Raw genomic sequence first — 20913 nt, forward strand, 5'->3', positions numbered from 1 at the left:
TGGTCATGATCACCGACGAAATCAGCGCCAAGCGGTGGCTGACCGAGGGTTGGGGTGTTTCACGTGAAACAATGGACCAGCTCGAGCGCCTGAACGTGTTCGTGCGCGAAGAGGCCGAGAGGCAGAACCTTGTTTCGGCATCGACCCTGGACCAGATGTGGCAGCGGCATATTGTCGATAGCGCCCAGTTGCTGATGTTTGCCTCGCCAACGCCAACTAGCCGCTGGATCGACCTTGGCAGCGGCGCGGGATTTCCTGGACTCGTCGTTGCACTGATCGCGCCCTGCCAGGTCACGCTGGTCGAATCACGCGGGCTTCGGATCGCTTATCTTGAGCGGGCGATCGAGCATCTGGGCCTGAGTGATCGCGTTGACGTAGCAGGCATGCCGCTTGAACGGATGCCGACGGTAACCGCTGACGTCATCTCGGCTCGCGCGTTCGCACCGTTGCCGCGACTGTTGGAAGGTGCCGCAAGGTTTTCCACAGAAAACACGCGATGGTTGCTACCAAAGGGCCGAAATGCGCGCAGCGAACTGGAAAGCGTATTGCCGGCATGGCAATCTCTGTTTCACGTGGAACGAAGTTTGACCGACCCCGACGCTGCGATTCTCGTTGGAACCGGAACCATTCCCCAGATCCACCCGCAGCGCACCATCGCCCAGCGGCCGTCGCGCAGAAACAGGAGCAGGTCATGATCCGCATTGCGGTTGCGAATCAGAAGGGTGGAGTGGGCAAGACCACGACCGCGATCAACCTGGCCACCGCGCTGGCAGCGACCGGGCTCAAGGTATTGCTGATCGATCTTGATCCCCAGGGCAATGCATCGACGGGGCTGGGAATCGCGCGCAACGACCGCGAGTTTTCGAGCTACGATCTGCTGACCAATGAAAGCTCGCTGGAGCAGTGCAGCGTCCCGACGCAGATCCCGGGGCTCGATATCGTCCCTGCCACGGTCGATCTGTCGGGCGCGGAGATCGAGCTGGTCGATCTCGATCACCGCACCCACCGGATGAAGATGGCGATGGACAGCGCCCATCAGGATCGCTGGCAGGTGTGCCTGATCGATTGTCCGCCCTCGCTGGGCCTGCTGACGCTCAATGCGCTGGTTGCGACCGATCAGGTCCTGGTCCCGCTCCAGTGCGAATTTTTTGCACTCGAGGGTTTGAGCCAGTTGCTCCAGACGGTCGAACGCGTGCAGCAGCGGTTCAATCCCGATTTGTCGATCATCGGTGTGGTGCTGACGATGTATGACCGACGCAACCGGCTGACCGATCAGGTCTCCGACGATGTCCGCGCGGTGTTGGGCAAGCTTGTGTTTGACACGGTGATCCCGCGCAACGTCCGCCTGTCCGAAGCGCCCAGCCATGGCATGCCCGCGTTGATCTACGATCACCGTTGCGTCGGCTCCGAAGCCTATATCGCGCTGGCGCGAGAGTTCATTTCCCGGATGCCCCGGGTCGAAGAGGAAGCCGCCTGATGGCCGACGAACACGATCTGCCCGATGTCGCAAAGGCTCTCGGGCGCAAGCGTCCCAGCGGCCTCGGCCGTGGGTTGAACGCGCTGCTCGGCGAAGCGGTGCGTGAAGAGCCGCTGGTGCGGCGCGAGGATGGTACATCTGCGCCCGGCGCTCCGGTGACCGGGCTGCGGACGCTGCCGCTGTCGGAAATCCGCCCGCATCCCGGTCAGCCGCGGCGCTGGTTCGATGAAGAAGCGCTAGATGACCTGGCGCGATCGATCGCGCAGCGCGGTGTCATCCAACCCGTGATCGTGCGCCCGCGCCAAGGCGGAGGTTATGAACTGGTCGCGGGCGAGCGGCGTTGGCGCGCGGCGCAGCGCGCACGGCTGCACGAGATCCCTGCGATCATCCGCGAGCTCAGCGACCCCGATACGCTGGCACTGGCGTTGATCGAGAATATCCAGCGCGAAGACCTCAACCCCGTCGAGGAGGCCGAGGCCTATCAGCGGCTGGTAGGCGATCAGGGCTATACCCCGGTCGAGGTCGCACGGATGGTCGACAAGTCGCGCAGCCACATTGCCAACCTGATGCGGCTACTCGCGCTGCCTCAGCCGGTGCTCAAGATGATCGCGGAAAAGAGCCTGAGCATGGGGCATGCCCGTGCGCTGATCAACGTGCCCGATGCCGAGAGCATCGCCGCCGATGTCGTCGATCGCGGGCTGTCGGTGCGCGATGTCGAAAAGCTGGTGCGCCGCGCGCGCAGCGATGCGTCAGGCAAGCCACCCAGCGCGCGGCGCAAGGCACAGGGCAATGATGAATCAGCGAGCAATGCCGATATTGCTGCGGTCGAACGGCACCTAGAAGATCTGCTTGGGCTCAAGGTCAAGATCATGACCGATGCCAACCAGCGCAGTGGCAGCGTGACCGTGCGCTATGGTAACCTCGATCAACTAGATCTGATCTGCCAACGGCTGTCAGGCGAAATTATTTAATACTTACAATGCCTTAACGGAATTTTGCCGGCGCACAGGTGGCGCTTAGTGTTGGTTCCGGCTCGGGTCGTTGAGCACGTTGATCGCCGCGTGCACCCGTGCCTCGATCTCCTCGCGCGGCAGGCCCGCTGGAATGATCTCGCCGAACTTGTAGGTGACGACGCCGGGATATTTGATGAAGCCGCGGCGGGGGTATAAATGCCCGCTGTCGAGCGCGATCGGCACCACCGGCAGCTTGGCGAGCTTGTACAGTCCGGCAAAGCCTGCCTGCAGCGGCGGCTGTTCGCCGGGCGGGGTGCTGGTGCCTTCGGGATAGATCACGATCGAGCGGCCCTCTGCGACGAAGCGGCGGACCTCGGTCATCATCGCACGCAGGGCGACCGCGCCGCCCGCCCGATCGATGAAGATCATGCCATAGGTCCGCGCGATCTGGCTCCACAGCGGAATGCGCGACAGCTCGATCTTGGCGACGACGGCCGGGCGGTTGAAGATTCGGAGCAGTTCGATCGTCTCGAAAAAGCTCTCATGCTTGATTGCGTACAGCACCTGGCCTGGCGGGATGGTGCCATCGACATGCGAGCGGATCCCCAGCAGGATGCGCGCGCACGCATAATGATAGCCCCCCCAGAACCGCGCCATGCTTTGCAGCCGGTATTCGGAAAAAGGCAGGATGATGAAGGCGACGATCACGATCGGCACCGATCCGCCGTAAAAGGCGATGGCGAACAGGATCGTTCGGATCAGGGCGAGCAGCGTCCGCATCGTCAAACCCCGAACAGCCCCGCGAGCCAGCGCACCACCAGCTTGTTATACTCCCGCCACAACGTCATCAGGCTGGGCTTGCTTGCCACCGCATCGGTGTAGATCGCGATGCTGTCTGGAAGTGCGCGTTGCAGCTCGTATTCGGCGCGGCGCATGTGCCAGTCGGTGGTGACCAACCGAACTGATGTCACCTTGCGCTGCTCGGCCCAGCGTGCCGTTTCTATCCCGTTGGAGCGGGTATCATAAGCGCGAAAGCCAAGGTCGACGCAGCAATCAAACAGCTGGGTGGATCCGGGATATTGCGCGCTGAGTTCGGCCGGGCGGACATCGCGATCGACGCCCGAGATCAACATGCGGTCTGCCCATTCGTTGCGCAGCGCCTCGAGCCCGCGGTCGATCCGCAAGGGGCCCCCGGTCGGCACCACCACCGCATCGGTCTGCAACGCGCCGAGCGGCTGCGGCAGCAGGATCGCAAACCAGGCAAATCCCAGGATCCACGCGAGCAACACCGATGACAAAAGGCGGACAATCACAATTTTTTCCTGAGCGCTCCAAGCACCGTCATGCGCGCGGTAACCACTGCAAGCGCAATACCTGCAATCGGCACGGTTGCAAGCAACAGCCAGTCGAAAGGCCCGAACGATCCGGCAGATACCAGCCCCGAGTCGAGCCTCGTTGCCGCCCGGCCCAGTAGCCACAGCACTGGGGCAGCGAGCAGGCAGGCGATCAATGCGCCCAGCGCCGCGTCGAGCGCGATCCGGCGCTGGAACAGCCGCGCGATCTGCTGATGGGTGCTGCCCAGCAGGTGCATGATATCGATCGTTTCGGCATGCGCGGCAAAGCTGCTGCGCGCCGACAGCATCACCGAGGCTATGCTCGCCAGCGCCAGCAACACAACCAGCGCGATCGCCAGCCAGCGCAGCGTGCCGATCAGTTCGAACACCGGGCGCAGCCACTGGCCGTGCGCATCGATCCGTGCATCGGGTGCCGCTTCAGCCAGCGCATCGCGCAATCGGCCGAGTGTTGCGTCACTCGCGTTCCGGCGGAAATCGACATCGATCAGGCTGGGCAGGGGGATGTCGTCGCTCAACGCGCTGCTGCCCAACCAGGGAGAAAGCAGCGACCGTACTTCGGCATCGCTGACCCGGGTGACGACGGCCACTGCACGATCGGAGCGCAGCACCGCCTCTGCGGCGCTGGCCTGGCGCTGACGGGCATCGCTGTCGGCGTTGACGATCTGAACCGTAGCGCGCCCGGCAAGATCGGCGTTGATCTGGTCTGCCGCGCTGCCCAGTGCGAGCGCGGCAGCGGCTGCGAGCAAAGTGAGGAACAGCATCACCGCGATCACCCACGGCATCGGCCCGGTCAGCCGTGCCTGCGGGATCAGCCTGCGATCGTGGCGGGTGGGGAAAAATGCGCCCAGCATCAGCCCTTGTCCTCTTCCCAACCGCGCAGATCGGAGGGTTTGGGCGGATAACGCAAGGCACCGGTCGGGTCGAACAAACGCCCGCCTTCGAGCCGCATCATCTGCGCGCGCTTGATCCGGGTCATCAGGTGGATATCGTGGGTCGCGACGATGATCGTGGTGCCCATCCGGTTCAACGCCTCGAACAACCGAAGCAGTTTGACCGCCATTTCGGGATCGACGTTGCCGGTGGGCTCATCGGCTACCAATATGTCGGGCCGGGTGATCACGGCGCGGGCGATGGCGACACGTTGCTGCTCGCCGCCGGACAAAGTTGCAGGCAGCGCATCGCCGCGCGCGCTCAAACCGACCCAATCGAGGATCTCGCGCACCGGGGTGGCGAGATCTGCATCGCGCATCCCCGCGATGCGCAACGGCAGCGCGATGTTGTCAAACGCCGAAAGATGCGGCACCAGCCGGAAATCCTGAAACACGACCCCGATGCGGCGGCGGAATCCGGGCATGCGGTCCCGGCTCAACGTCACCAGATCGCTGTCGAACAATCGGATCATCCCGCGGCTGGGGCGCTGCGCGAGATACAGCAGCCTGAGCAGCGACGATTTACCTGCGCCCGAGGGGCCGGTGAGGAAGTAGAACTGGCCGGAAAACAGCGTGAAACTGAGGTCGGATAGCGCCTCGGGCCCGGTGCCGTAGCGCAGGCCCACATTCTCGAACTGGACGATGCTATCCATGGACGCGCTGTTCATCGCATGGCGATAGCGCGCGGTGGCTGCGGCAGGCAACCGGAATGCGCATCGACTCAGGATCGGCTGTTCGGCACCAACGGACAACGCGGGTTGTCCCAAGGCCAACCCGTTGAAAAATCGACAGTGCGGCCAAACTCCGGTGGAAAAAGAGCCAGCGCGAGGTTGCAGGCGATGCAAGGCCCTTGCGGCGATTCGTCCGGCGTGGTTAGAAACCGAGCATGATTATTGCGTGCCCCGCGTGCAACACCCGCTATGCGGTCCCGGACACTGCCATCGGTATCGACGGCCGATCGGTCAGGTGCGCCAAATGCTCCCATAGCTGGTTCCAGCACGGCCCGGATATCGCGCGCCCTGCCGAAACACCCGAACCTGCGCCTGCTGCTGCGCCTCAAGCCGAATCTGCTGCGCCACCGCCACCGCCTCCAGCCACGCCTACACCCGCGCCTGTTGCTCAGCCTGAACCTGCACCTACCGTGGCAGCCGCCCCGGATCCTGCGCCAACCCCGGCTCCCGCGCCCTTCGCCGCCGAGCCTGAGCCCGAGCCCAATCTGCCGCCATTGCCGCGGCCCGTACCGCAGGTTAGCCGTCCGATCGTCGCAAGCTATGCCGATGATGCGCTGGCTGAGCGTCCCAGCAGCTTCAGCCACGAGCCGCCATTCCGCCCGCGTCGCAATCCGGCGAAACTTTGGATGATTGGCGCGGTCGCATTTGCGCTGGTGGCATCTGGCACGGCTGCGGCGATCTATACCTTCGGGCTTCCCGGGGTAGTGACCGACTACACTTTGCCATTTGCCGAGGTGGAACCTGATCTCCAGATCGATTTCCCCCCAGCCAAGCAAGAGCGGCGGACGCTGCCCAACGGTACCGAATATTTCTCGGCCTCGGGCACGATCCGCAATCTCAGCAAGTCGGCGCAGGACGTACCGCCGATGCTGGTGGTGCTGCGCGATTCCCAGGACCGGGTGGTGTTCAACTGGATAATCAACCCGCCAGTTGATACGTTGCAGCCCGGACAATCGGCCGATTTCCGGCAGGCCATGGTCGATGTTCCGCGCTCAGCAAGCTCCGCAGAGATCGCCTGGGCCAAGCGCCGTTGACCACCCGCTGTCGCGGGACCACCGCTTCGGGATAATCCGTGTTGCTATGCGTCAAGCGCTTTGCTAATGGCGCGGCCTGCCAAGCGGGCAGGCGGGCTTTGTTCCGTCGTAAATCCCGCAAAATTGCTGGACTGTGCGGTCATGGCGGAATTGGTAGACGCGCAACGTTGAGGTCGTTGTGGGCGAAAGCCCGTGGAAGTTCGAGTCTTCTTGACCGCACCAGTCACCCGGCCGGAATGATCCGCCAAACACCCCGGATATGAGCTAAACTCTTGGTCAGGTGACCGGGTCTAGCGTTTCGGCGACTTCCTCGGTCTTGCGTTCAGGAAGGGCGATCATGCCCAGAATGAACAGCGCGAAGCCCAGGCAGATCGTGTTGGGTATGATCAGCGCCCATTCGCCTTTGAGCACGCCAAACGTCGTCCAGGCGGCAAACGCAAGGCAGGTCAGCGCGAACATGCCCAGCGACAGGCCCTTGGTCGACCGGTCGCGGATGATCTTCCACGCCTGCGGGGTGAAGCTGGCAACCGATGCCACCGCTCCGATGGTTCCTGCCACGCTAATCCAGTCGATTGTCATATCGGCTGTACGCGCCTGCGCGCTGCGGGTTTCGTGCATCGGTTGCAGAATATGCGTCCGGGCCAGACGCGCGTGGCTTACCGCGCGGGAGCGTTGCCCGATGACGCGCGTAGAGTGCCAATAATGGTACCTGCCCACCGGAATCAACGCTCTGACCGGCGAAGTGATATGGGGCAGCATGTGAAAGTGATGATACGGTGGCGCGAGACGATAAGGATGGGCTCGGCGATCCCGCAGCGGTGCCGGTGCTTGAAGGCGGCCTGGTCTATACGCAGGATGACACGCCCGGGATCACAAGGGTCAAGCGCGGGCGTGGGTTCAGTTATCATCGGCCCGATGGTGCGCTGATCAAGGATGACAAGACGCTCGATCGCATCCGAATGCTGGCGATCCCACCTGCCTATCAGAATGTGTGGATTTGCCCCAAGCCCAACGGGCATGTCCAGGCGACCGGGCGTGATGCACGCAATCGTAAGCAATATCGATATCATCCCGATTACCGCGCCGCGCAGGACCAGGCCAAGTTTTCACGGTTGGCGCTGTTTGGCGCAGCGCTGCCGGCGATCCGCGCCCAGCTCGATGCCGATCTCCGCGCGCGCAGCACATCGCGGCGCTGCGTGATCGCGACGATCATCCTGCTGCTCGATTCGACCGCGATCCGGATTGGCAACGCGATGTATGCCCAGCAGAACCGATCTTATGGGCTGACGACGTTACGTCATCGCCATGTCTCGCTCGAATCATCGACCATCCGCTTTCGTTTTGCCGGCAAGGGCGGGCGCAAATGGGATGTTTCACTGCGCAACCGCCGCGTGGCGCGGGTGATCCGCGGGCTTCAGGACCTGCCCGGCCAGCAGCTGTTCCGCTATCTCGATGGCGACACCGTCCGCGCGATCACGTCGGACGACATCAACGGGTATCTGCGCGAGATCGGCGGCGAAGATTTCTCAGCAAAGGATTTCCGAACCTGGAGCGGTACGGTGACCGCAGCGGTCGCGCTGGCGGAACTGCATCAGCTCGAAGAGCCTCCCAAGGTTGCTGCCGCAATCAAGCTGGCAGTGCTGGCAGCATCTCAGGCCTTGCAGAACACACCGACGATCTGCCGCAAATCCTATATCCATCCAGCGGTGTTCGATACCTACAGCATCGACCAGGCGCTGTTTGCCAAAATGGCCGGCGAAGATGCCGAGGAGCAGGTGCTAGCCCTGCTGCGAGCCGCCGAAAACCAAGGAAAACAAGGAACGAAACCGACGACAAAGCGTGGGTAGGAGATATCCTTCATCATCGGACACCAGCCATCGGGAGACCCTTACGCGTGCGAGACAGCCCTGCGCAGATTACCACCATCGACCTTGAACGGCGGCCCCATATGCGCACCGCGCTGCTGATCGACTTCGATGGAACCCTGGTCGATATCCGCAGCACGCCCGACGCGGTCAAAGTCGGCCCCGAACTGGTCGATGTGATCACTGGGGTATCCAGACGGCTGGATGGCAGGGTCGCGATTGTCAGCGGCAGGTCGCTTGCACAGCTCGAAGATTTATGGCCGGGCGCGATGCCCGATATGGTGATTGCCGGGAGCCACGGCCAGGAGCTCAAGGTCGAAGGCGCTGTGGACGGTCCGGTGCATACCGATCTGTTCACCCGGCTTGCGTCCCTCGCGACAGCACAGTTCGGCGATACCGCGGGGGTGGTGATCGAGGAGAAAACCTTTGGTCTTGCGGTGCATTATCGGTTGGGCACGCACCACAAGCGCCGGGTTGCGGCATGGACATCAACGATGGCCGAGGAGTGCGATCTGCTGGTGCAGCAAGGCGATATGGTATTCGAACTGCGACCGCGTGGCTCGGACAAGGGCGATGCTGTGCGCGCCATCATGGCGCTTGATCGCTTTCAGGGCAGCACCCCGATCTTCATCGGCGATGATCTGACCGATATTCCCGCATTTCACGCGGTTCAGGCGCTGGGTGGAACCGCGATCAGCGTAGGGCCGCGCACCGCAGACCATTCCGACGAGCAACTCACAGATGTCGCTTCTGTGCTCACCCGGATCGGCGAGATTGCCGCATGAGCGCTGTGCCCGAACCCGGCCTGGCAACTTCCGGCTTCGTCGATCCCGATGGCATGAACCTGTGGCCGATCGGCAATTGCGAAATCGCGGCGTTGGTCAATTCCAAGGCGGCGATCACATGGGGCTGCCTGCCACGTTTCGATGGCGATCCGGTGTTTTGCTCGCTGCTCGAGCCCGAAGAGGATCACGGCTTCTGGGACATTTTGCTCGAGGGCTGCAGCCGGATCGAGCAGCGTTATATCCGCAACACGCCGGTGCTTGTCACCCGGATGAGCAGCGAGGGCGGCAATGCTATCGAAATCGTCGATTTTATGCCCCGCTATCAGCGCCATGGCCGAATGTTCCGCCCGATGGCGATCGCCCGGATCATCCGGGTGATCAGCGGGTCACCGCGGATCACCGTGCGACTGCGGCCGGCGCACAACTGGGGCGCAGGCAAGCCGGTGCAGACGTCGGGCTCCAATCACATACGCTATATCCTCGATGACCATACCCAGCGATTGACCTGCAATGCCCCATTGGGGTGGATCAGGGACGAGACGATGTTCAGGGTTGAAAGCGACCTATATTTCTATTTCGGCCCCGATGAGGGGTTCGACGCCGATCTGGGCGCGACGCTCGAGGCGATGCTCGAAAAGACCGTATCGACCTGGCAGCATTGGGTCCGCGGTCTTCACCTGCCACTCGAATGGCAGGAGGCGGTGATCCGCGCGGCGATCACGCTCAAACTGTGCCAGTACGAGCAGACCGGGGCGATCGTCGCGGCGCTCACGACATCGCTGCCCGAGCACGCCGATTCGGGGCGCAACTGGGATTACCGGTTCTGCTGGATCAGGGATGCTTATTTCACCGTCCAAGCGCTTAACCGGCTGGGCGCGCTCGACGTCCTTGAATCATACCTGCACTACCTGCGCAACATCGTCGATGCCGCGCGTGGGGGGCATATCCAGCCGCTTTATGGCATCGGCGGCGAGGCGCAGATCGAGGAACACATCATGCCCGCGCTGAAGGGCTATGCCGGGATGGGGCCGGTGCGCTGCGGCAACCAGGCCTACGAGCAGATCCAGCACGACGCCTATGGCCAGATCGTCCTGTCGAGCGTGCAGGCGTTCTTTGACCAGCGGCTGCTGCGTACCGCCACGGTGCAGGATTTCGAGGCGCTCGAGGCGATCGGCCACCGCGCATTCAAGATGTACGATACGCCTGATGCCGGGCTGTGGGAGTTGCGCACGCGTGCGCATGTCCATACCTATTCGGTCGCGATGTGCTGGGCCGCGTGCGACCGGTTGGCCAATGCCGCCAACGCGATCGGCCGCAGCGATGCTTCAAAGTTCTGGCAGCATCGCGCCGACACGATCCGCACCCATATCGACCAGAACGCCTGGAGCCACGACGGTGACCACTATTCGGCGGTGCTGGGCGAACGGACGCTCGACGCCAGCCTGCTCCAGCTGCTCGACCTCAAGTTCGTCCAGGCAGATGACCCGCGCTTCATCACCACGCTGGCGGCGATCGAAGAGGGCCTGCGCCGGGGGAGCCATATGCTGCGCTATGCCGAGGAGGACGATTTCGGCCTGCCCGAAACCGCGTTCAACGTCTGCACCTTCTGGCTGATCGAGGCGCTGCATGCGACGGGGCGCAACCGCGATGCCCGAGCGCTGTTCGAGGAAATGCTGAGCCGGCGGACGCCTGCCGGGCTCCTGTCCGAAGATATCGATCCCCGCACCGGCACTCTGTGGGGCAACTATCCGCAAACCTATTCACTGGTTGGGCTGATCCAGTGCGCAGGCATGCTCTCGCGGCCCTGGAGCGACGCACGATGAGCCGATTGATCGCCATATCCAACCGGGTGCAGGCCGCGCAGGCCGGCGAAAACTCCAACCGGGGCGGTCTGGCAGTCGCGCTCTCGGCAGCGCTGCGGACGAGCAACGGAATCTGGTTCGGCTGGTCGGGCGAGCAAACCGATGAATTCTCCGGCCAGATCACATTCCGGCGCGAAGCAGGCGTGGCCACTGCGACGATCGACCTCGAAGCCCAGGACATCGATGAATACTACAACGGTTTTGCCAACCGCACCTTGTGGCCACTGTTTCACTACCGGCTCGACCTGACCGAGATCGCGCGCGATTTTGCAGGCGGCTACGCGCGGGTCAACGCGCGCTTCGCCAACACCGTGGCTCCGTTGCTCGAGCCCGACGACCTGATCTGGGTGCACGATTACCATCTGATGCCGCTGGGCAAGGGCCTGCGCGACCGGGGTTTTGCCAATCGGTTGGGTTTTTTCCTGCACACCCCCTGGCCTCCCGCCAGCCTGATGGTCTCGCTGCCCAACCATCGCGAGCTGGTCGCCAGCCTGCTGAGCTATGACGTGATCGGCTTTCACACCGCCGAATGGCGCGATTCGTTCATCGACTACATCACCACACATCTCAATGCCCGGATCGAGGGGGAATTTGCGCATCTTGATGGACGGATGACCCGGTTGCTGATCTGCCCGATCGGGCTGGATGCGACCGAATTCATGTCCGCCCAAGGTACCGAGGCTGCGCTGCAGGCCGAGCAGCGGCTGATCACCAGCGCGGTCGGGCGGCAGGTGATCGTCGGGGTCGACCGGCTCGATTACTCCAAGGGTCTGCAGGAGCGGTTCCTGGCTTATGAGCAATTGCTCAACACCCGGCCCGACCTGCGCGAGAAGGTCTTCATGCTGCAGATCGCGCCGCCCTCGCGCGGCGATGTCGCGAGCTATCAGCAGATCCGCGCCGATCTCAACAGCCTGTCGGGCGGGATCAACGGCGAGTTCGCCTCGATCGACTGGGTTCCGGTGCGCTATGTCAACAAGGGCTATGCCCGCGAAGAGCTGTTTGGCATCTACCGGGCCTCGCGGGTCGGGCTGGTCACGCCGTTGCGCGACGGCATGAACCTCGTCGCTAAGGAATATGTCGCCGCGCAGGATCCGCAAGACCCTGGCGTGCTGGTGCTGTCGCGTTTTGCCGGCGCGTCGGTGCAGCTGAATGCTGCCTTGATCATCAACCCGCACAGCAGCGAGGACATGGCCGACGCGATCGCCCGTGCGCTGACGATGCCGCTGGAAGAGCGCAAGGAGCGCCACGCGGCAATGCTCAAGTCGGTGATCGAGGAAGACGTGCGCTGGTGGAGCGAAAAGTTCATCGAGGCGCTATCGGGCGAGGAACCTCAGGAAAGCCGTCCCAAGCTTGCGCTGGCTTCGAGCAAGCCCTAACCGCCCAGCTTGCGCTCAGGCGAGCGCGTGGGTGACGATGGTGTCGAGATCGTCGTAGCTCGGCGTCCAGCGGAAACGCGTGCGGATCGCGGTGTTGTCGGCGGTCAGCGAGGCGGGGTCGCCAGCGCGGCGGCCCGAGAGCACGCGCTCGATCTTGCGATTGGTGACCCGGTCGACCGCATCGAGCACCTCCATCACCGAATAGCCATGGCCATAGCCGCAATTGAGCGTGTGCGATTGCGCGGGCTCGGCGATCAGTGCCTCGAGCGCCAGCACATGCGCATGCGCCAGATCGCTGACATGGATGTAATCGCGCACCCCGGTGCCGTCAGGCGTGTCGAAATCAGTGCCGAATACCGCGACCGTCTCACGCTTGCCCAAGGCCGCTTCGACCGCGACCTTGATCAGATGCGTCGCCCCGGCTGTCGATTGGCCCGCGCGCGCGCGCGGATCGGCGCCTGCAACATTGAAATAGCGCAACGCACAGTAATTGAAATCATGCGCCGCGGCGCAATCGCGCAGCATCCATTCGGTCATCAGCTTGGATGTACCATAAGGATTGATCGGCACCTGCGGATCGGATTCGGCAATCGGGCCATCGCCTTCGGGGGTGCCATAGGTCGCTGCGGTCGATGAGAAGATGAAGTGCTTGACGCCGCCAGTGATCGCCGCTTCGATCAATGCGCGGCTTTTGACGGTGTTGTTGCTGTAGTATTTTAGCGGATCGCTGACCGATTCGGGCACCACGACGGAGCCTGCAAAATGCAGGATCGCGCCAATCGACTGCTCAGCGATGATCCGGGCCGCCAGGTCGCCATCGGCGATGTCGCCTTCATAAAATGCCACATCATCGGGCACCGCCCAGCGAAAACCGGTGACCAGATTGTCGATGACCGCGACCTTCCAGCCCGAGTCCTTCAGCGCAAGCACGGCATGGCTGCCGATGTAACCCGCACCGCCGGTGACGAGGATGGTGTGATCGCGCTTGAAGTTGTCGGGAGCGGTCATCGTCTGGTGCTCAATGCCCGGCCTGCTCGCCGCGGACGAGGCCTGAGGCCGCGAGCTGCTCGTCGATCTGCGCCATCAGCCGCTCGAGCCCTGCGGCATCGCGGGCTTCGGCGCGAGCGACCAGAACGTCCTGCGTGTTCGATGCACGCAGCAGCCACCATCCGTCATCGGTATTGACCCGCGCACCATCGGTGGCGTTGACGGTCGCGCCGCTGGCCGACAGCCGCGCGAGCACCTCTTCGACCACTGCGAACTTGCGGGTCTCGTCGACCTGGAAGCGCATCTCGGGGGTGTTGATCATCGGTGCCATCTCGCCGCGCAACTGGGTTACGGACTTGCCGAGCAGGGTCTGCGCCTCGATCAGCCGGACCGCAGCATACAGCGCATCGTCAAAGCCGTAATAACGGTGCTTGAAGAAGACGTGGCCGCTCATCTCGCCCGCCAGCGGACATCCGGTTTCCTTCATCTTGGACTTGATCAGGCTGTGCCCGGTCTTCCACATCAAGGGCTCGCCGCCCAGTTCGCTGACCCGGTCGAACAGCGCCTGGCTGGCCTTCACATCGGCGATGATCGTCGCGCCGGGAATGTCTTTCAGCACCGCTTCGGCGTAAATGCTCAGCAGCTGATCGCCCCAGATCACGCGGCCCTGGCCGTCGATCGCGCCGATCCGGTCGCCATCGCCATCGAAAGCCACTCCGAAATCGAGGTTCTTCTCGGCGACAAGCGCTTTGAGGTCGGCGAGGTTCTTTTCCTCGGTGGGATCAGGGTGATGATTGGGAAAATTGCCGTCGACTTCCGTAAACAGTGTGAAGTGCTCGCCCGGGAGACGCTTGACCAGCAGTTCCACCGCCGGGCCCGCTGCGCCGTTGCCGCAGTCCCAGCCGACCCGTGCCGCGGTGCCGCCGAAATCCTCGACCAGCCGGTCGATATAGCGGTCCAGAATGTCGATCTGACGCCGGGTCCCGGTGCCGGCGTCCCAATCACCGCTCGCGGCCATCTCGCCCAGCTTGCGGATATCCGCGCCGAAGAACGGACGGCCCTGAAAGACCATCTTGAAGCCATTGTAATTGGCGGGATTATGGCTGCCGGTTATCTGAATGCCGCCATCCGCCTCTTCTAGCACCGCCTCGGCGTAATACAGCATCGGGGTGGGGCCCATGCCGACGCTGATCGCATCGATGCCGCTGTCGTTGAGGCCCTTGATCAGCGCGGTTTCGAGCACCGGCGAGCTCACCCGGCCGTCATAGCCGACGACGACGCAGGTACCGCCCGCGCGCGCGATCAGCGTCGCAAAGCCGCGGCCGATCGCATAGGCATCGGCGTCGCTCAGTGTCTCGTCGATGATCCCGCGGATATCGTATTCGCGCAACGTCGTGGGATCGAACTGATGGGTCATGGGGATGGTCTTCCGGAAATGTCAGGCGTGTCAGCCATAAGACGTTTTGGGGCGCGAACCGTTGCTGCGGCACTATCGGCAAAGCGCGGCAAACTCAATTGGATTGGTGGCGCTCCGGCGCGCTGAACCAACCGCTGATGGCCCGGGCGATCCGGCCCGAACTGTGGCCATCGCCAAACGGATTGTGCGCCTGCGCCATGGCGGCATAAGCTGTGGAATCATCAAGCAGCCGGGTCGCCTCGGCCACGATCGTCGCGCGGTCGGTACCGACGAGCTTGGCTGTGCCTGCAACGACGCCTTCGGGCCGCTCGGTGGTGTCGCGCATCACCAGCACCGGCTTGCCCAAGGCGGGCGCTTCCTCCTGGACCCCGCCGCTGTCGGTCAGCATCAGGTCGGCGATCTGCAGCAGCCGGGTGAAGTTGAGATAGTCGAGCGGCTCGAGAAGCGCGACATTGTCCAGCCCGACCAGGATCGGCAGCATCGCGGCGCGCACCTGCGGGTTCAAGTGCACCGGGAAGATGATCGCGACATCGTCGCGCGCCGCCAGGTCACGAATCGCATGCGCGATATCGTCCATACCGCTGCCGAAATTCTCGCGCCGGTGGGTGGTGACGCCGATGATCCGCTTACCGGCAAAGCGCGCCTCGACCGGCGCGATCACGGCCGCGCGCGACGGATCCTCGGCCAGCCGGGCCGTGACCCAGTGCAGCGCATCGACCACGGTGTTGCCGGTGACGAGGATCTTGTCGTCGGCCACCGCCTCGCGGCGCAGCGCATGGGCGGCGGTTTCGGTCGGGGCGAAATGCAGATCGGCAAAACCGCCGATGATCTTGCGGTTCACCTCTTCTGGCCAGGGGTGATAGATGTTGCCCGAGCGTAAGCCGGCCTCGACATGCGCGACGGGAAGCTTGCGGTAATAGGCCGCGAGCGCACCGCACATTGCGGTCGCGGTATCGCCCTGGACGATCACCATATCGGGCTTTTCGGAATCGAGCACGCCGCCGATGCCGGTGAGCAGCCGTGCGCTGATCTCGTCGAGGCTCTGCCCCGGCTGCATCAAGGCGAGGTCATGATCGGGGACCAATCCTGCGATCTCGAGCACCTGATCGAGCATCTCGCGGTGCTGGCCGGTGACCAGAACGATCGGCTCGAGCCCGTCAGCCTCTTTCAACGCCGCGATCACCGGGAACAATTTGATCGCCTCGGGCCGGGTGCCGAAGATCACCATGATGCGCTTGGCCATCGCTGTCTCCTGCGGTCGATCGGGCTTCAGCGACCGACGCTGACATACGTGAAGCCCGCAGCCTTGACCTGCTCTGGCTTGTAGATGTTGCGCAGGTCGACCAGCGTATCGCCGCGCATTGTGCGAAGCACACGGGGCAGGTCGAGCGCGCGGAACACATCCCATTCTGTGACGATCACCGCGCAATCGGCCTGATCGAGCGCCTGATAGGTGTTCTTGGCCATAGTTACCCCGGGCATCAGCGCGGCGGCGGCCTCCATCCCCTCGGGGTCATAGGCGACGACCTCGGCACCGGCATCGATCAGCCCCTGTGCGATCACGATTGCGGGCGCATCGCGCATGTCGTCGGTGTTGGGCTTGAAGGTCAGGCCGAGCAGCGCGATCCGCTTGCCCTCGACATCGCCGCCCATCGCCGCGATCACCTTGCGCGCCATCGCCCGCTTGCGCAGGTCGTTGACCCGCACCACCGCCTCGACGATCTGCAGCGGGGCCTCATGGTCCTGCGCGGTCTTCATTAGCGCCAGCGTATCCTTGGGGAAGCAGCTGCCACCATAGCCGGGGCCAGCGTGCAGGAACTTCGAGCCGATGCGGCCATCGAGCCCGATCCCGCGCGATACGTCCTGGATGTTCGCGTCCACTTTCTCGCACAGGTCGGCCATCTCGTTGATGAAGGTGATCTTGGTCGCGAGAAACGCGTTGGCCGCATATTTGATCACCTCGGACGTCCGCCGCGAGGTGAACAGGATCGGCGATTCGTTGAGATAGAGCGGCTGGTAGATCTCGCGCATATAGTCGCGCGCCCATTCGACCTCGGTGCCCACGACGATGCGGTCGGGGCGCTTGAAGTCGCCGATCGCGGCGCCCTCGCGCAGGAATTCGGGGTTGGAGACCACCTCGAACTGCGCATCGGGCGCGATCTGGCGAATGATCTTCTCGACCTCGTCGCCGGTGCCCACCGGAACGGTCGACTTGGTAACGATCACGCAGCGCTTTTGAATCGATTCGGCGATCTCGCGCGCGGCATCGCGGACGTAGCTCAGGTCGGCAAAGCCATCGCCGCGCCGCGAAGGCGTGCCCACCGCGATGAAGATCGCATCGGCATCGGCGACGCTGCTGGGCAGATCGGTCGAGAACGACAGGTGTCCTGCGCGCACGTTCTTGGCGACCAAGGATTCGAGGCCCGGCTCGAAGATCGGCATGATGCCGGCAAGCAGCGATTCGATCTTGGCCGGATCCTTGTCGACACACACCACGTCATGGCCGAAATCGGCGAAGCAGGCGCCCGATACCAGGCCGACATAGCCCGAACCAATCATTGCAATCTTCATGTCAGGAAAAGCTCCAGAGCGTCTTTGCCCCGTCTAGTTGCCGCCATGGCGGGCGTCAAATTTTCAAGGATCGGGTCACGATGCGTCCTGATAGCGGCAGAATGTTGCAATGATCTGAACGGCCGAAGCCGCGCTCCACCCTGATCAGAGCGCCTTTTCGTAGATCAGGTATTCGCGGTTGACCTTGCTGTCGATCGCATCGGCGATCGCGACCATCCCCTGGTTGTTTTCCAGCACCCAGCCAAGCTCGCCGCGCACCGCGCCATATTTGCCGACAGCCTCCACCCGGATCGTCTCGATCATCATGAAGCACATCTGCGCGGCAAGGCGCGAGTTCTGCAGTTCGGTGCGCACCCCCATCAGCGGGACCCGCACGCTGGGCGAGCGGCAGTTGCGCAGCCACCACAGCAATTTGGCCCAGCCAAACGGCAGCAGCGATCCCTTGAGCGGCGCGATCACGGCGTTGATATCTGGCAGCGTCATCAGGAAGGCGACCGGCCTGCCGTCATATTCGGCGATCATGATCAGGTCCTCGCGGACCAGCGGGCGCAGCTTCTTGCCGATATAGGCAACCTCTGCATCGGTAATCGGCACAAAGCCCCAGTTGTTGCCCCAGGCCTCGTTGAGGATCTCCAGGATGATCGCGGCGTCCTCGTCAAACCGGCTCTTGTCGACCTTGCGCAGGCGGATCCGCTCATTGCGGCGGCCAGTGGCGACGATCCGCTGGATCAGCGGCGAAAACCCCTCGACGATCGGCAGCTCATAGGTCAGCAGCTTCTTGGCGACGCTATAGCCTGCCGCCTCGATCCAGCCGCGATAGGCGCGGTTGTGATGCCCCATCATCACCATCGGCGGGGTCTCGAATCCGGAGGTGAGCAGCCCCGGCTCATCCCAGATCGACAGGCTGATCGGCCCCAGCGCGCGGGTCATTCCTTGCTCGCGCAGCCAGCTTTCGGCAGCTGCGATCAACGCCGCGGCCACGTCACCGTCAGCCGCCTCGAACATGCCGAAATTGCCGGTGCCGGGGCCCATGCCCTGTTCGACCGGCTGGGCAAGAGCCAGGTGGTCGATGTGCGCAGAAATCCGGCCCACCACCTTGCCGCCGCGCAATGCGATCATCGGCTGGACGGTCGCATGACCATAAAACGGGTTCTTCGCCGGATCGAACATCTCGCGCACTTCGGCGCGCAATGGCGCCACCCAGTTCGGGTCCGATGCATTCAGCGTATAGGCAATTTCGATGAATGCCTTGAGCCCCGCCTTGTCATTGACCGGGCTGACCCTTATTTCACCTGGGTTCGTCAACACCGTTTCCTTGTATGGGCCACACCTTGATCAGGCCGCGCCTCGATCGGACCAAGCCCTGTTCGAAGCGTTCTTTGTCGTCTGCCCGTGATCTGTGTCAAGGAAATGCGGGCCAGATGTTGCCATGTTGCTGCCATCTTGATCAGGCTAATACAGGCAATCACAAGCAGGATATTTATGGCAAGCAGCTTTCCTTTGACCGGCGCGGATGGTTCCGGCGCGCACGGTACGACCAGCGCTCGGGTTGTCGGACAGGTTCCCGATGACATGCAGATGATCCGTGCAGCCGCAACGCTGACACGTGATCTCAACGCAGCGCGTCCGGCGATCTACTGGACGGATCTGCTGGCCTCGGTCGCGATCGGCTATGGTGCGTTTGCCGGGGCAGTGCTGGCGCCAAGCCTGGCGCTTGCGCTGCTCAGCGGCGTGATCGCGGTTCTGGCCTTGTACCGCGCCGGCAGCTTTATCCACGAACTCACCCATTTGCGGCCCGATGCGGTCCCCGGCTTCAACGCCGGGTGGAACGCTTTTGTAGGCATCCCGCTGCTGATCCCCAGTTTCATGTACGAAGGCGTGCACAATCTGCACCATCAGCGCACCCGCTATGGCACCGCCAAGGATCCTGAATATCTTCCGCTCGCGCTGATGAAGCCGTGGACGGTGCCGCTATTCGTTGCGGTCGCGGCGCTTGGACCTGTCGGCCTGATCATCCGCTATGGCGTGCTCTCGCCGCTGTCGGCGCTGATCGCGCCGCTGCGCCGCATCGTCGTCGAGCGCTATTCGGGACTGGTGATCAACCCTGCCTTCCGCCGGGTAATGCCCGAAGGTCGGGCGCGCCGCCATTGGCTGGTGCTCGAGGTGCTGGCGAGCGCGTGGGCGATGAGCCTGATCGCGCTGGTCGCGACCGGGACCATCCCAATGCGCGCCTTCCTGATCGGCCTTGCGGTCGCATCGGGGACGATGGTGCTTAACCAGATCCGTACCCTCGTCGCGCATCTGTGGGAGAACGAGGAGCAGGTGATGAGCGTCACCGCGCAATATCTCGACAGCGTCAACGTGCCGCCGCCCGGGCTGCTGCCCGAACTGTGGGCGCCTGTGGGCCTGCGCTATCACGCGCTGCACCACCTGCTGCCCGGCGTGCCCTATCACGCGCTGCCCGAGGCGCACCGACGGCTGTCGCGCGAACTGGGTTCATCGACGTATGCGCTGGCGAACTATCGCAGCCTGTCAGGTTTGATCGGTCGGCTCGTTCGCAGCACGTTTCGCACCAACAGTTCGCGATAGTCTGCTGTTTTCCGGCGAAAGCCGGAATCCAGGGCGGCTGCAGCACTATCTGACTCCTGGACTCCGGCTTTCGCCGGAGAACGGTCAGTCGATCGAACCCACGCCCCGTTTGCGGGGCTTGCGTTTGCGATCCACCATTTCGGGCGCGACCGGATCGCCCAGCACCGCAAGTCCCTGACCCAACGCCACCCGCTCGTCGAACACGAAGCAGCCGCCCGAAAAAAGCGACTCGTCGGCAGGCACTTCCTCGAGATATTTGAGAATGCCACCCTTGAGGTGGTAGACCTCGTCGAAACCTTGCGCGCGGACATAGGCCGTCGCCTTCTCGCAGCGGATGCCGCCGGTGCAGAACATCGCGATCTTCTTTCCCGATTCGCGCAAGTCCTTGGCCTGATCATCGAACCACGCGGGAAATTCGCTGAACCGCTCGGTGCCAGGGTCGATCGCATAGGCAAAGCTGCCCTGCTCGACCTCGAAGCTGTTGCGAGTGTCGATGACCACGGTATCGGGATCGCTGATCAGCGCGTTCCAGTCGGCTGGATCGATATACGCCCCCTGGCCGTGGACGGGGTCGATGTCCGGTACCCCCATGGTGACGATCTCGCGTTTCAGCCGCACCTTCATCCTGCGGAAAGGCGCGGAGCGCGCGCCCGAATATTTGACCTCGATCGCGTCGAACCCCGGCAGGCTCCGGATAGTGCCAATCACCGCCTCGACACCCTCGGCGGGTCCTGCGATCGTGCCGTTGATGCCCTCATGCGCCAGCAGCAGCGTTCCGCACAGCCCGTGCTGCGCGCACAATGCTTCCACCGGGGTGCGCACAGCGGCAGGGTCCTCGATCCGCGCGAAGTGATACAGCGCGGCAACGGTCACGGGATAGTCGGCAAGGTCGGCAAAGTCGGTCATAGCTTGCCCATAAGCCACTGCGCCCCCCGATGCCAATGGTCCTGCTTGCAAGCCGGACCACACTGCGGCATGGCGA

At 63.3% G+C, this 20913-nt stretch carries 20 protein-coding genes, 1 tRNA gene and 1 pseudogene; 11 read left to right on the forward strand and 11 right to left on the reverse strand.

What is annotated here, in order from left to right; genetic code table 11:
• Nucleotides 1-5 precede the first annotated feature (5 nt).
• From rsmG to IEW00_RS03375, 3 genes are read left to right on the forward strand one after another with little or no spacing between them, the layout of a single operon-like run.
• On the forward strand, nucleotides 6-695 hold the full coding sequence (rsmG, locus tag IEW00_RS03365) for a 16S rRNA (guanine(527)-N(7))-methyltransferase RsmG (RefSeq protein ID WP_188513096.1): 690 nt from the start codon (nucleotides 6-8) through the stop codon (nucleotides 693-695).
• Nucleotides 692-1477 carry a ParA family protein gene (locus IEW00_RS03370; RefSeq protein WP_188512912.1) on the forward strand — a complete coding sequence of 262 codons (786 nt, stop codon included), beginning with the start codon at nucleotides 692-694 and terminating at the stop codon, nucleotides 1475-1477. The genes rsmG and IEW00_RS03370 overlap by 4 nt, the downstream gene beginning before the upstream one ends.
• The gene (locus tag IEW00_RS03375) at nucleotides 1477-2448 is read left to right on the forward strand and encodes a ParB/RepB/Spo0J family partition protein (protein ID WP_188512913.1); all 972 of its coding nucleotides are present in this window, start codon (nucleotides 1477-1479) and stop codon (nucleotides 2446-2448) included. The genes IEW00_RS03370 and IEW00_RS03375 overlap by 1 nt, the downstream gene beginning before the upstream one ends.
• Nucleotides 2449-2493: 45 nt before the next feature.
• Here IEW00_RS03375 and IEW00_RS03380 read toward each other — a convergent pair whose 3' ends face one another.
• Genes IEW00_RS03380 through ftsE form a run of 4 tightly spaced genes read right to left on the reverse strand, consistent with a single transcriptional unit; the run spans nucleotide 2494 to nucleotide 5367 of the window.
• Nucleotides 2494-3210 (reverse strand): lysophospholipid acyltransferase family protein, encoded by a 717-nt coding sequence (locus tag IEW00_RS03380; RefSeq protein WP_188512914.1) that lies wholly within the window; start codon nucleotides 3208-3210, stop codon nucleotides 2494-2496.
• Nucleotides 3211-3212: 2 nt separating this feature from the next.
• Nucleotides 3213-3743 (reverse strand): YdcF family protein, encoded by a 531-nt coding sequence (locus tag IEW00_RS03385; protein WP_188512915.1) that lies wholly within the window; start codon nucleotides 3741-3743, stop codon nucleotides 3213-3215.
• Entirely contained in the window at nucleotides 3740-4636 is an 897-nt protein-coding gene (locus tag IEW00_RS03390; RefSeq protein WP_188512916.1) for a cell division protein FtsX, read from the reverse strand. The genes IEW00_RS03385 and IEW00_RS03390 overlap by 4 nt, the downstream gene beginning before the upstream one ends.
• Nucleotides 4636-5367 carry a cell division ATP-binding protein FtsE gene (gene ftsE / locus IEW00_RS03395; protein WP_188513097.1) on the reverse strand — a complete coding sequence of 244 codons (732 nt, stop codon included), beginning with the start codon at nucleotides 5365-5367 and terminating at the stop codon, nucleotides 4636-4638. Before ftsE ends, IEW00_RS03390 begins: the two co-directional genes overlap by 1 nt.
• A gap of 233 nt (nucleotides 5368-5600) precedes the next feature.
• On the opposite strand from ftsE, the pseudogene IEW00_RS17575 reads away from it, so the two are divergent.
• From IEW00_RS17575 to IEW00_RS03405, 3 genes and pseudogenes are all read left to right on the forward strand, one after another.
• Nucleotides 5601-5696: pseudogene (locus IEW00_RS17575) on the forward strand (MJ0042-type zinc finger domain-containing protein); the annotation flags it as partial.
• 159 nt (nucleotides 5697-5855) lie between these two features.
• Nucleotides 5856-6479, forward strand: coding sequence for a thioredoxin (locus tag IEW00_RS03400; RefSeq protein ID WP_229736804.1), 624 nt, complete (start codon nucleotides 5856-5858; stop codon nucleotides 6477-6479).
• 135 nt (nucleotides 6480-6614) lie between these two features.
• Nucleotides 6615-6701, forward strand: a tRNA-Leu gene (locus IEW00_RS03405).
• Between the two features lie 54 nt (nucleotides 6702-6755).
• Here the strand turns inward: IEW00_RS03405 and IEW00_RS03410 are convergent.
• On the reverse strand, nucleotides 6756-7097 hold the full coding sequence (locus IEW00_RS03410; RefSeq protein WP_229736781.1) for a SemiSWEET family sugar transporter: 342 nt from the start codon (nucleotides 7095-7097) through the stop codon (nucleotides 6756-6758).
• Between the two features lie 158 nt (nucleotides 7098-7255).
• Here IEW00_RS03410 and IEW00_RS03415 point away from each other — a divergent pair, with 158 nt between their 5' ends.
• Genes IEW00_RS03415 through IEW00_RS03430 form a run of 4 tightly spaced genes read left to right on the forward strand, consistent with a single transcriptional unit; the run spans nucleotide 7256 to nucleotide 12367 of the window.
• The gene (locus tag IEW00_RS03415; RefSeq protein WP_229736782.1) at nucleotides 7256-8326 is read left to right on the forward strand and encodes a DNA topoisomerase IB; all 1071 of its coding nucleotides are present in this window, start codon (nucleotides 7256-7258) and stop codon (nucleotides 8324-8326) included.
• A gap of 47 nt (nucleotides 8327-8373) precedes the next feature.
• Complete coding sequence (otsB, locus tag IEW00_RS03420) at nucleotides 8374-9129, forward strand: trehalose-phosphatase (protein ID WP_188512918.1); 756 nt, start codon at nucleotides 8374-8376, stop codon at nucleotides 9127-9129.
• Nucleotides 9126-10952 carry a glycoside hydrolase family 15 protein gene (locus IEW00_RS03425; RefSeq protein WP_229736783.1) on the forward strand — a complete coding sequence of 609 codons (1827 nt, stop codon included), beginning with the start codon at nucleotides 9126-9128 and terminating at the stop codon, nucleotides 10950-10952. Before otsB ends, IEW00_RS03425 begins: the two co-directional genes overlap by 4 nt.
• On the forward strand, nucleotides 10949-12367 hold the full coding sequence (locus IEW00_RS03430; RefSeq protein ID WP_188512919.1) for an alpha,alpha-trehalose-phosphate synthase (UDP-forming): 1419 nt from the start codon (nucleotides 10949-10951) through the stop codon (nucleotides 12365-12367). The genes IEW00_RS03425 and IEW00_RS03430 overlap by 4 nt, the downstream gene beginning before the upstream one ends.
• Before the next feature lie 15 nt (nucleotides 12368-12382).
• Here the strand turns inward: IEW00_RS03430 and galE are convergent, their stop codons facing one another.
• The 5 genes from galE to IEW00_RS03455 form a co-directional block, all read right to left on the reverse strand.
• Entirely contained in the window at nucleotides 12383-13375 is a 993-nt protein-coding gene (gene galE, locus IEW00_RS03435; RefSeq protein WP_188512920.1) for a UDP-glucose 4-epimerase GalE, read from the reverse strand.
• A 10-nt stretch (nucleotides 13376-13385) separates the two neighbouring features.
• On the reverse strand, nucleotides 13386-14771 hold the full coding sequence (pgmG, locus tag IEW00_RS03440) for a phosphoglucomutase/phosphomannomutase PgmG (protein ID WP_188512921.1): 1386 nt from the start codon (nucleotides 14769-14771) through the stop codon (nucleotides 13386-13388).
• 94 nt (nucleotides 14772-14865) lie between these two features.
• A complete protein-coding gene (gene wecB, locus IEW00_RS03445) occupies nucleotides 14866-16014 on the reverse strand; it encodes a non-hydrolyzing UDP-N-acetylglucosamine 2-epimerase (RefSeq protein WP_188512922.1) in 1149 nt (382 codons plus the stop codon).
• A 26-nt stretch (nucleotides 16015-16040) separates the two neighbouring features.
• Nucleotides 16041-17342 (reverse strand): UDP-glucose dehydrogenase family protein, encoded by a 1302-nt coding sequence (locus IEW00_RS03450; protein WP_188512923.1) that lies wholly within the window; start codon nucleotides 17340-17342, stop codon nucleotides 16041-16043.
• Nucleotides 17343-17486: 144 nt separating this feature from the next.
• A complete protein-coding gene (locus tag IEW00_RS03455) occupies nucleotides 17487-18647 on the reverse strand; it encodes an N-acetyltransferase (protein ID WP_188512924.1) in 1161 nt (386 codons plus the stop codon).
• A gap of 177 nt (nucleotides 18648-18824) precedes the next feature.
• Here IEW00_RS03455 and IEW00_RS03460 point away from each other — a divergent pair, with 177 nt between their 5' ends.
• Nucleotides 18825-19931, forward strand: coding sequence for a fatty acid desaturase family protein (locus tag IEW00_RS03460; protein ID WP_188512925.1), 1107 nt, complete (start codon nucleotides 18825-18827; stop codon nucleotides 19929-19931).
• Nucleotides 19932-20015: 84 nt separating this feature from the next.
• Here the strand turns inward: IEW00_RS03460 and trhO are convergent, their stop codons facing one another.
• Nucleotides 20016-20837, reverse strand: coding sequence for an oxygen-dependent tRNA uridine(34) hydroxylase TrhO (gene trhO, locus IEW00_RS03465; protein WP_188512926.1), 822 nt, complete (start codon nucleotides 20835-20837; stop codon nucleotides 20016-20018).
• Between the last annotated feature and the right edge of the window lie 76 nt (nucleotides 20838-20913).

This window comes from Blastomonas aquatica (genome assembly GCF_014639875.1).
GTDB lineage: Bacteria > Pseudomonadota > Alphaproteobacteria > Sphingomonadales > Sphingomonadaceae > Blastomonas > Blastomonas aquatica.

What these genes read in the sequence shown, in the direction of transcription:
- rsmG (WP_188513096.1), top strand. Translation starts at nt 6, where the DNA reads ATGATCACCGACGAAATCAGCGCCAAGCGGTGGCTGACCGAGGGTTGG.
- IEW00_RS03370 (WP_188512912.1), top strand. Translation starts at nt 692, where the DNA reads ATGATCCGCATTGCGGTTGCGAATCAGAAGGGTGGAGTGGGCAAGACC.
- IEW00_RS03375 (WP_188512913.1), top strand. Translation starts at nt 1,477, where the DNA reads ATGGCCGACGAACACGATCTGCCCGATGTCGCAAAGGCTCTCGGGCGC.
- IEW00_RS03380 (WP_188512914.1), bottom strand. Translation starts at nt 3,210, where the DNA reads ATGCGGACGCTGCTCGCCCTGATCCGAACGATCCTGTTCGCCATCGCC.
- IEW00_RS03390 (WP_188512916.1), bottom strand. Translation starts at nt 4,636, where the DNA reads ATGCTGGGCGCATTTTTCCCCACCCGCCACGATCGCAGGCTGATCCCG.
- ftsE (WP_188513097.1), bottom strand. Translation starts at nt 5,367, where the DNA reads ATGGATAGCATCGTCCAGTTCGAGAATGTGGGCCTGCGCTACGGCACC.
- IEW00_RS03410 (WP_229736781.1), bottom strand. Translation starts at nt 7,097, where the DNA reads ATGCACGAAACCCGCAGCGCGCAGGCGCGTACAGCCGATATGACAATC.
- IEW00_RS03425 (WP_229736783.1), top strand. Translation starts at nt 9,126, where the DNA reads ATGAGCGCTGTGCCCGAACCCGGCCTGGCAACTTCCGGCTTCGTCGAT.
- IEW00_RS03430 (WP_188512919.1), top strand. Translation starts at nt 10,949, where the DNA reads ATGAGCCGATTGATCGCCATATCCAACCGGGTGCAGGCCGCGCAGGCC.
- galE (WP_188512920.1), bottom strand. Translation starts at nt 13,375, where the DNA reads ATGACCGCTCCCGACAACTTCAAGCGCGATCACACCATCCTCGTCACC.
- pgmG (WP_188512921.1), bottom strand. Translation starts at nt 14,771, where the DNA reads ATGACCCATCAGTTCGATCCCACGACGTTGCGCGAATACGATATCCGC.
- wecB (WP_188512922.1), bottom strand. Translation starts at nt 16,014, where the DNA reads ATGGCCAAGCGCATCATGGTGATCTTCGGCACCCGGCCCGAGGCGATC.
- IEW00_RS03450 (WP_188512923.1), bottom strand. Translation starts at nt 17,342, where the DNA reads ATGAAGATTGCAATGATTGGTTCGGGCTATGTCGGCCTGGTATCGGGC.
- IEW00_RS03460 (WP_188512925.1), top strand. Translation starts at nt 18,825, where the DNA reads ATGGCAAGCAGCTTTCCTTTGACCGGCGCGGATGGTTCCGGCGCGCAC.
- trhO (WP_188512926.1), bottom strand. Translation starts at nt 20,837, where the DNA reads ATGACCGACTTTGCCGACCTTGCCGACTATCCCGTGACCGTTGCCGCG.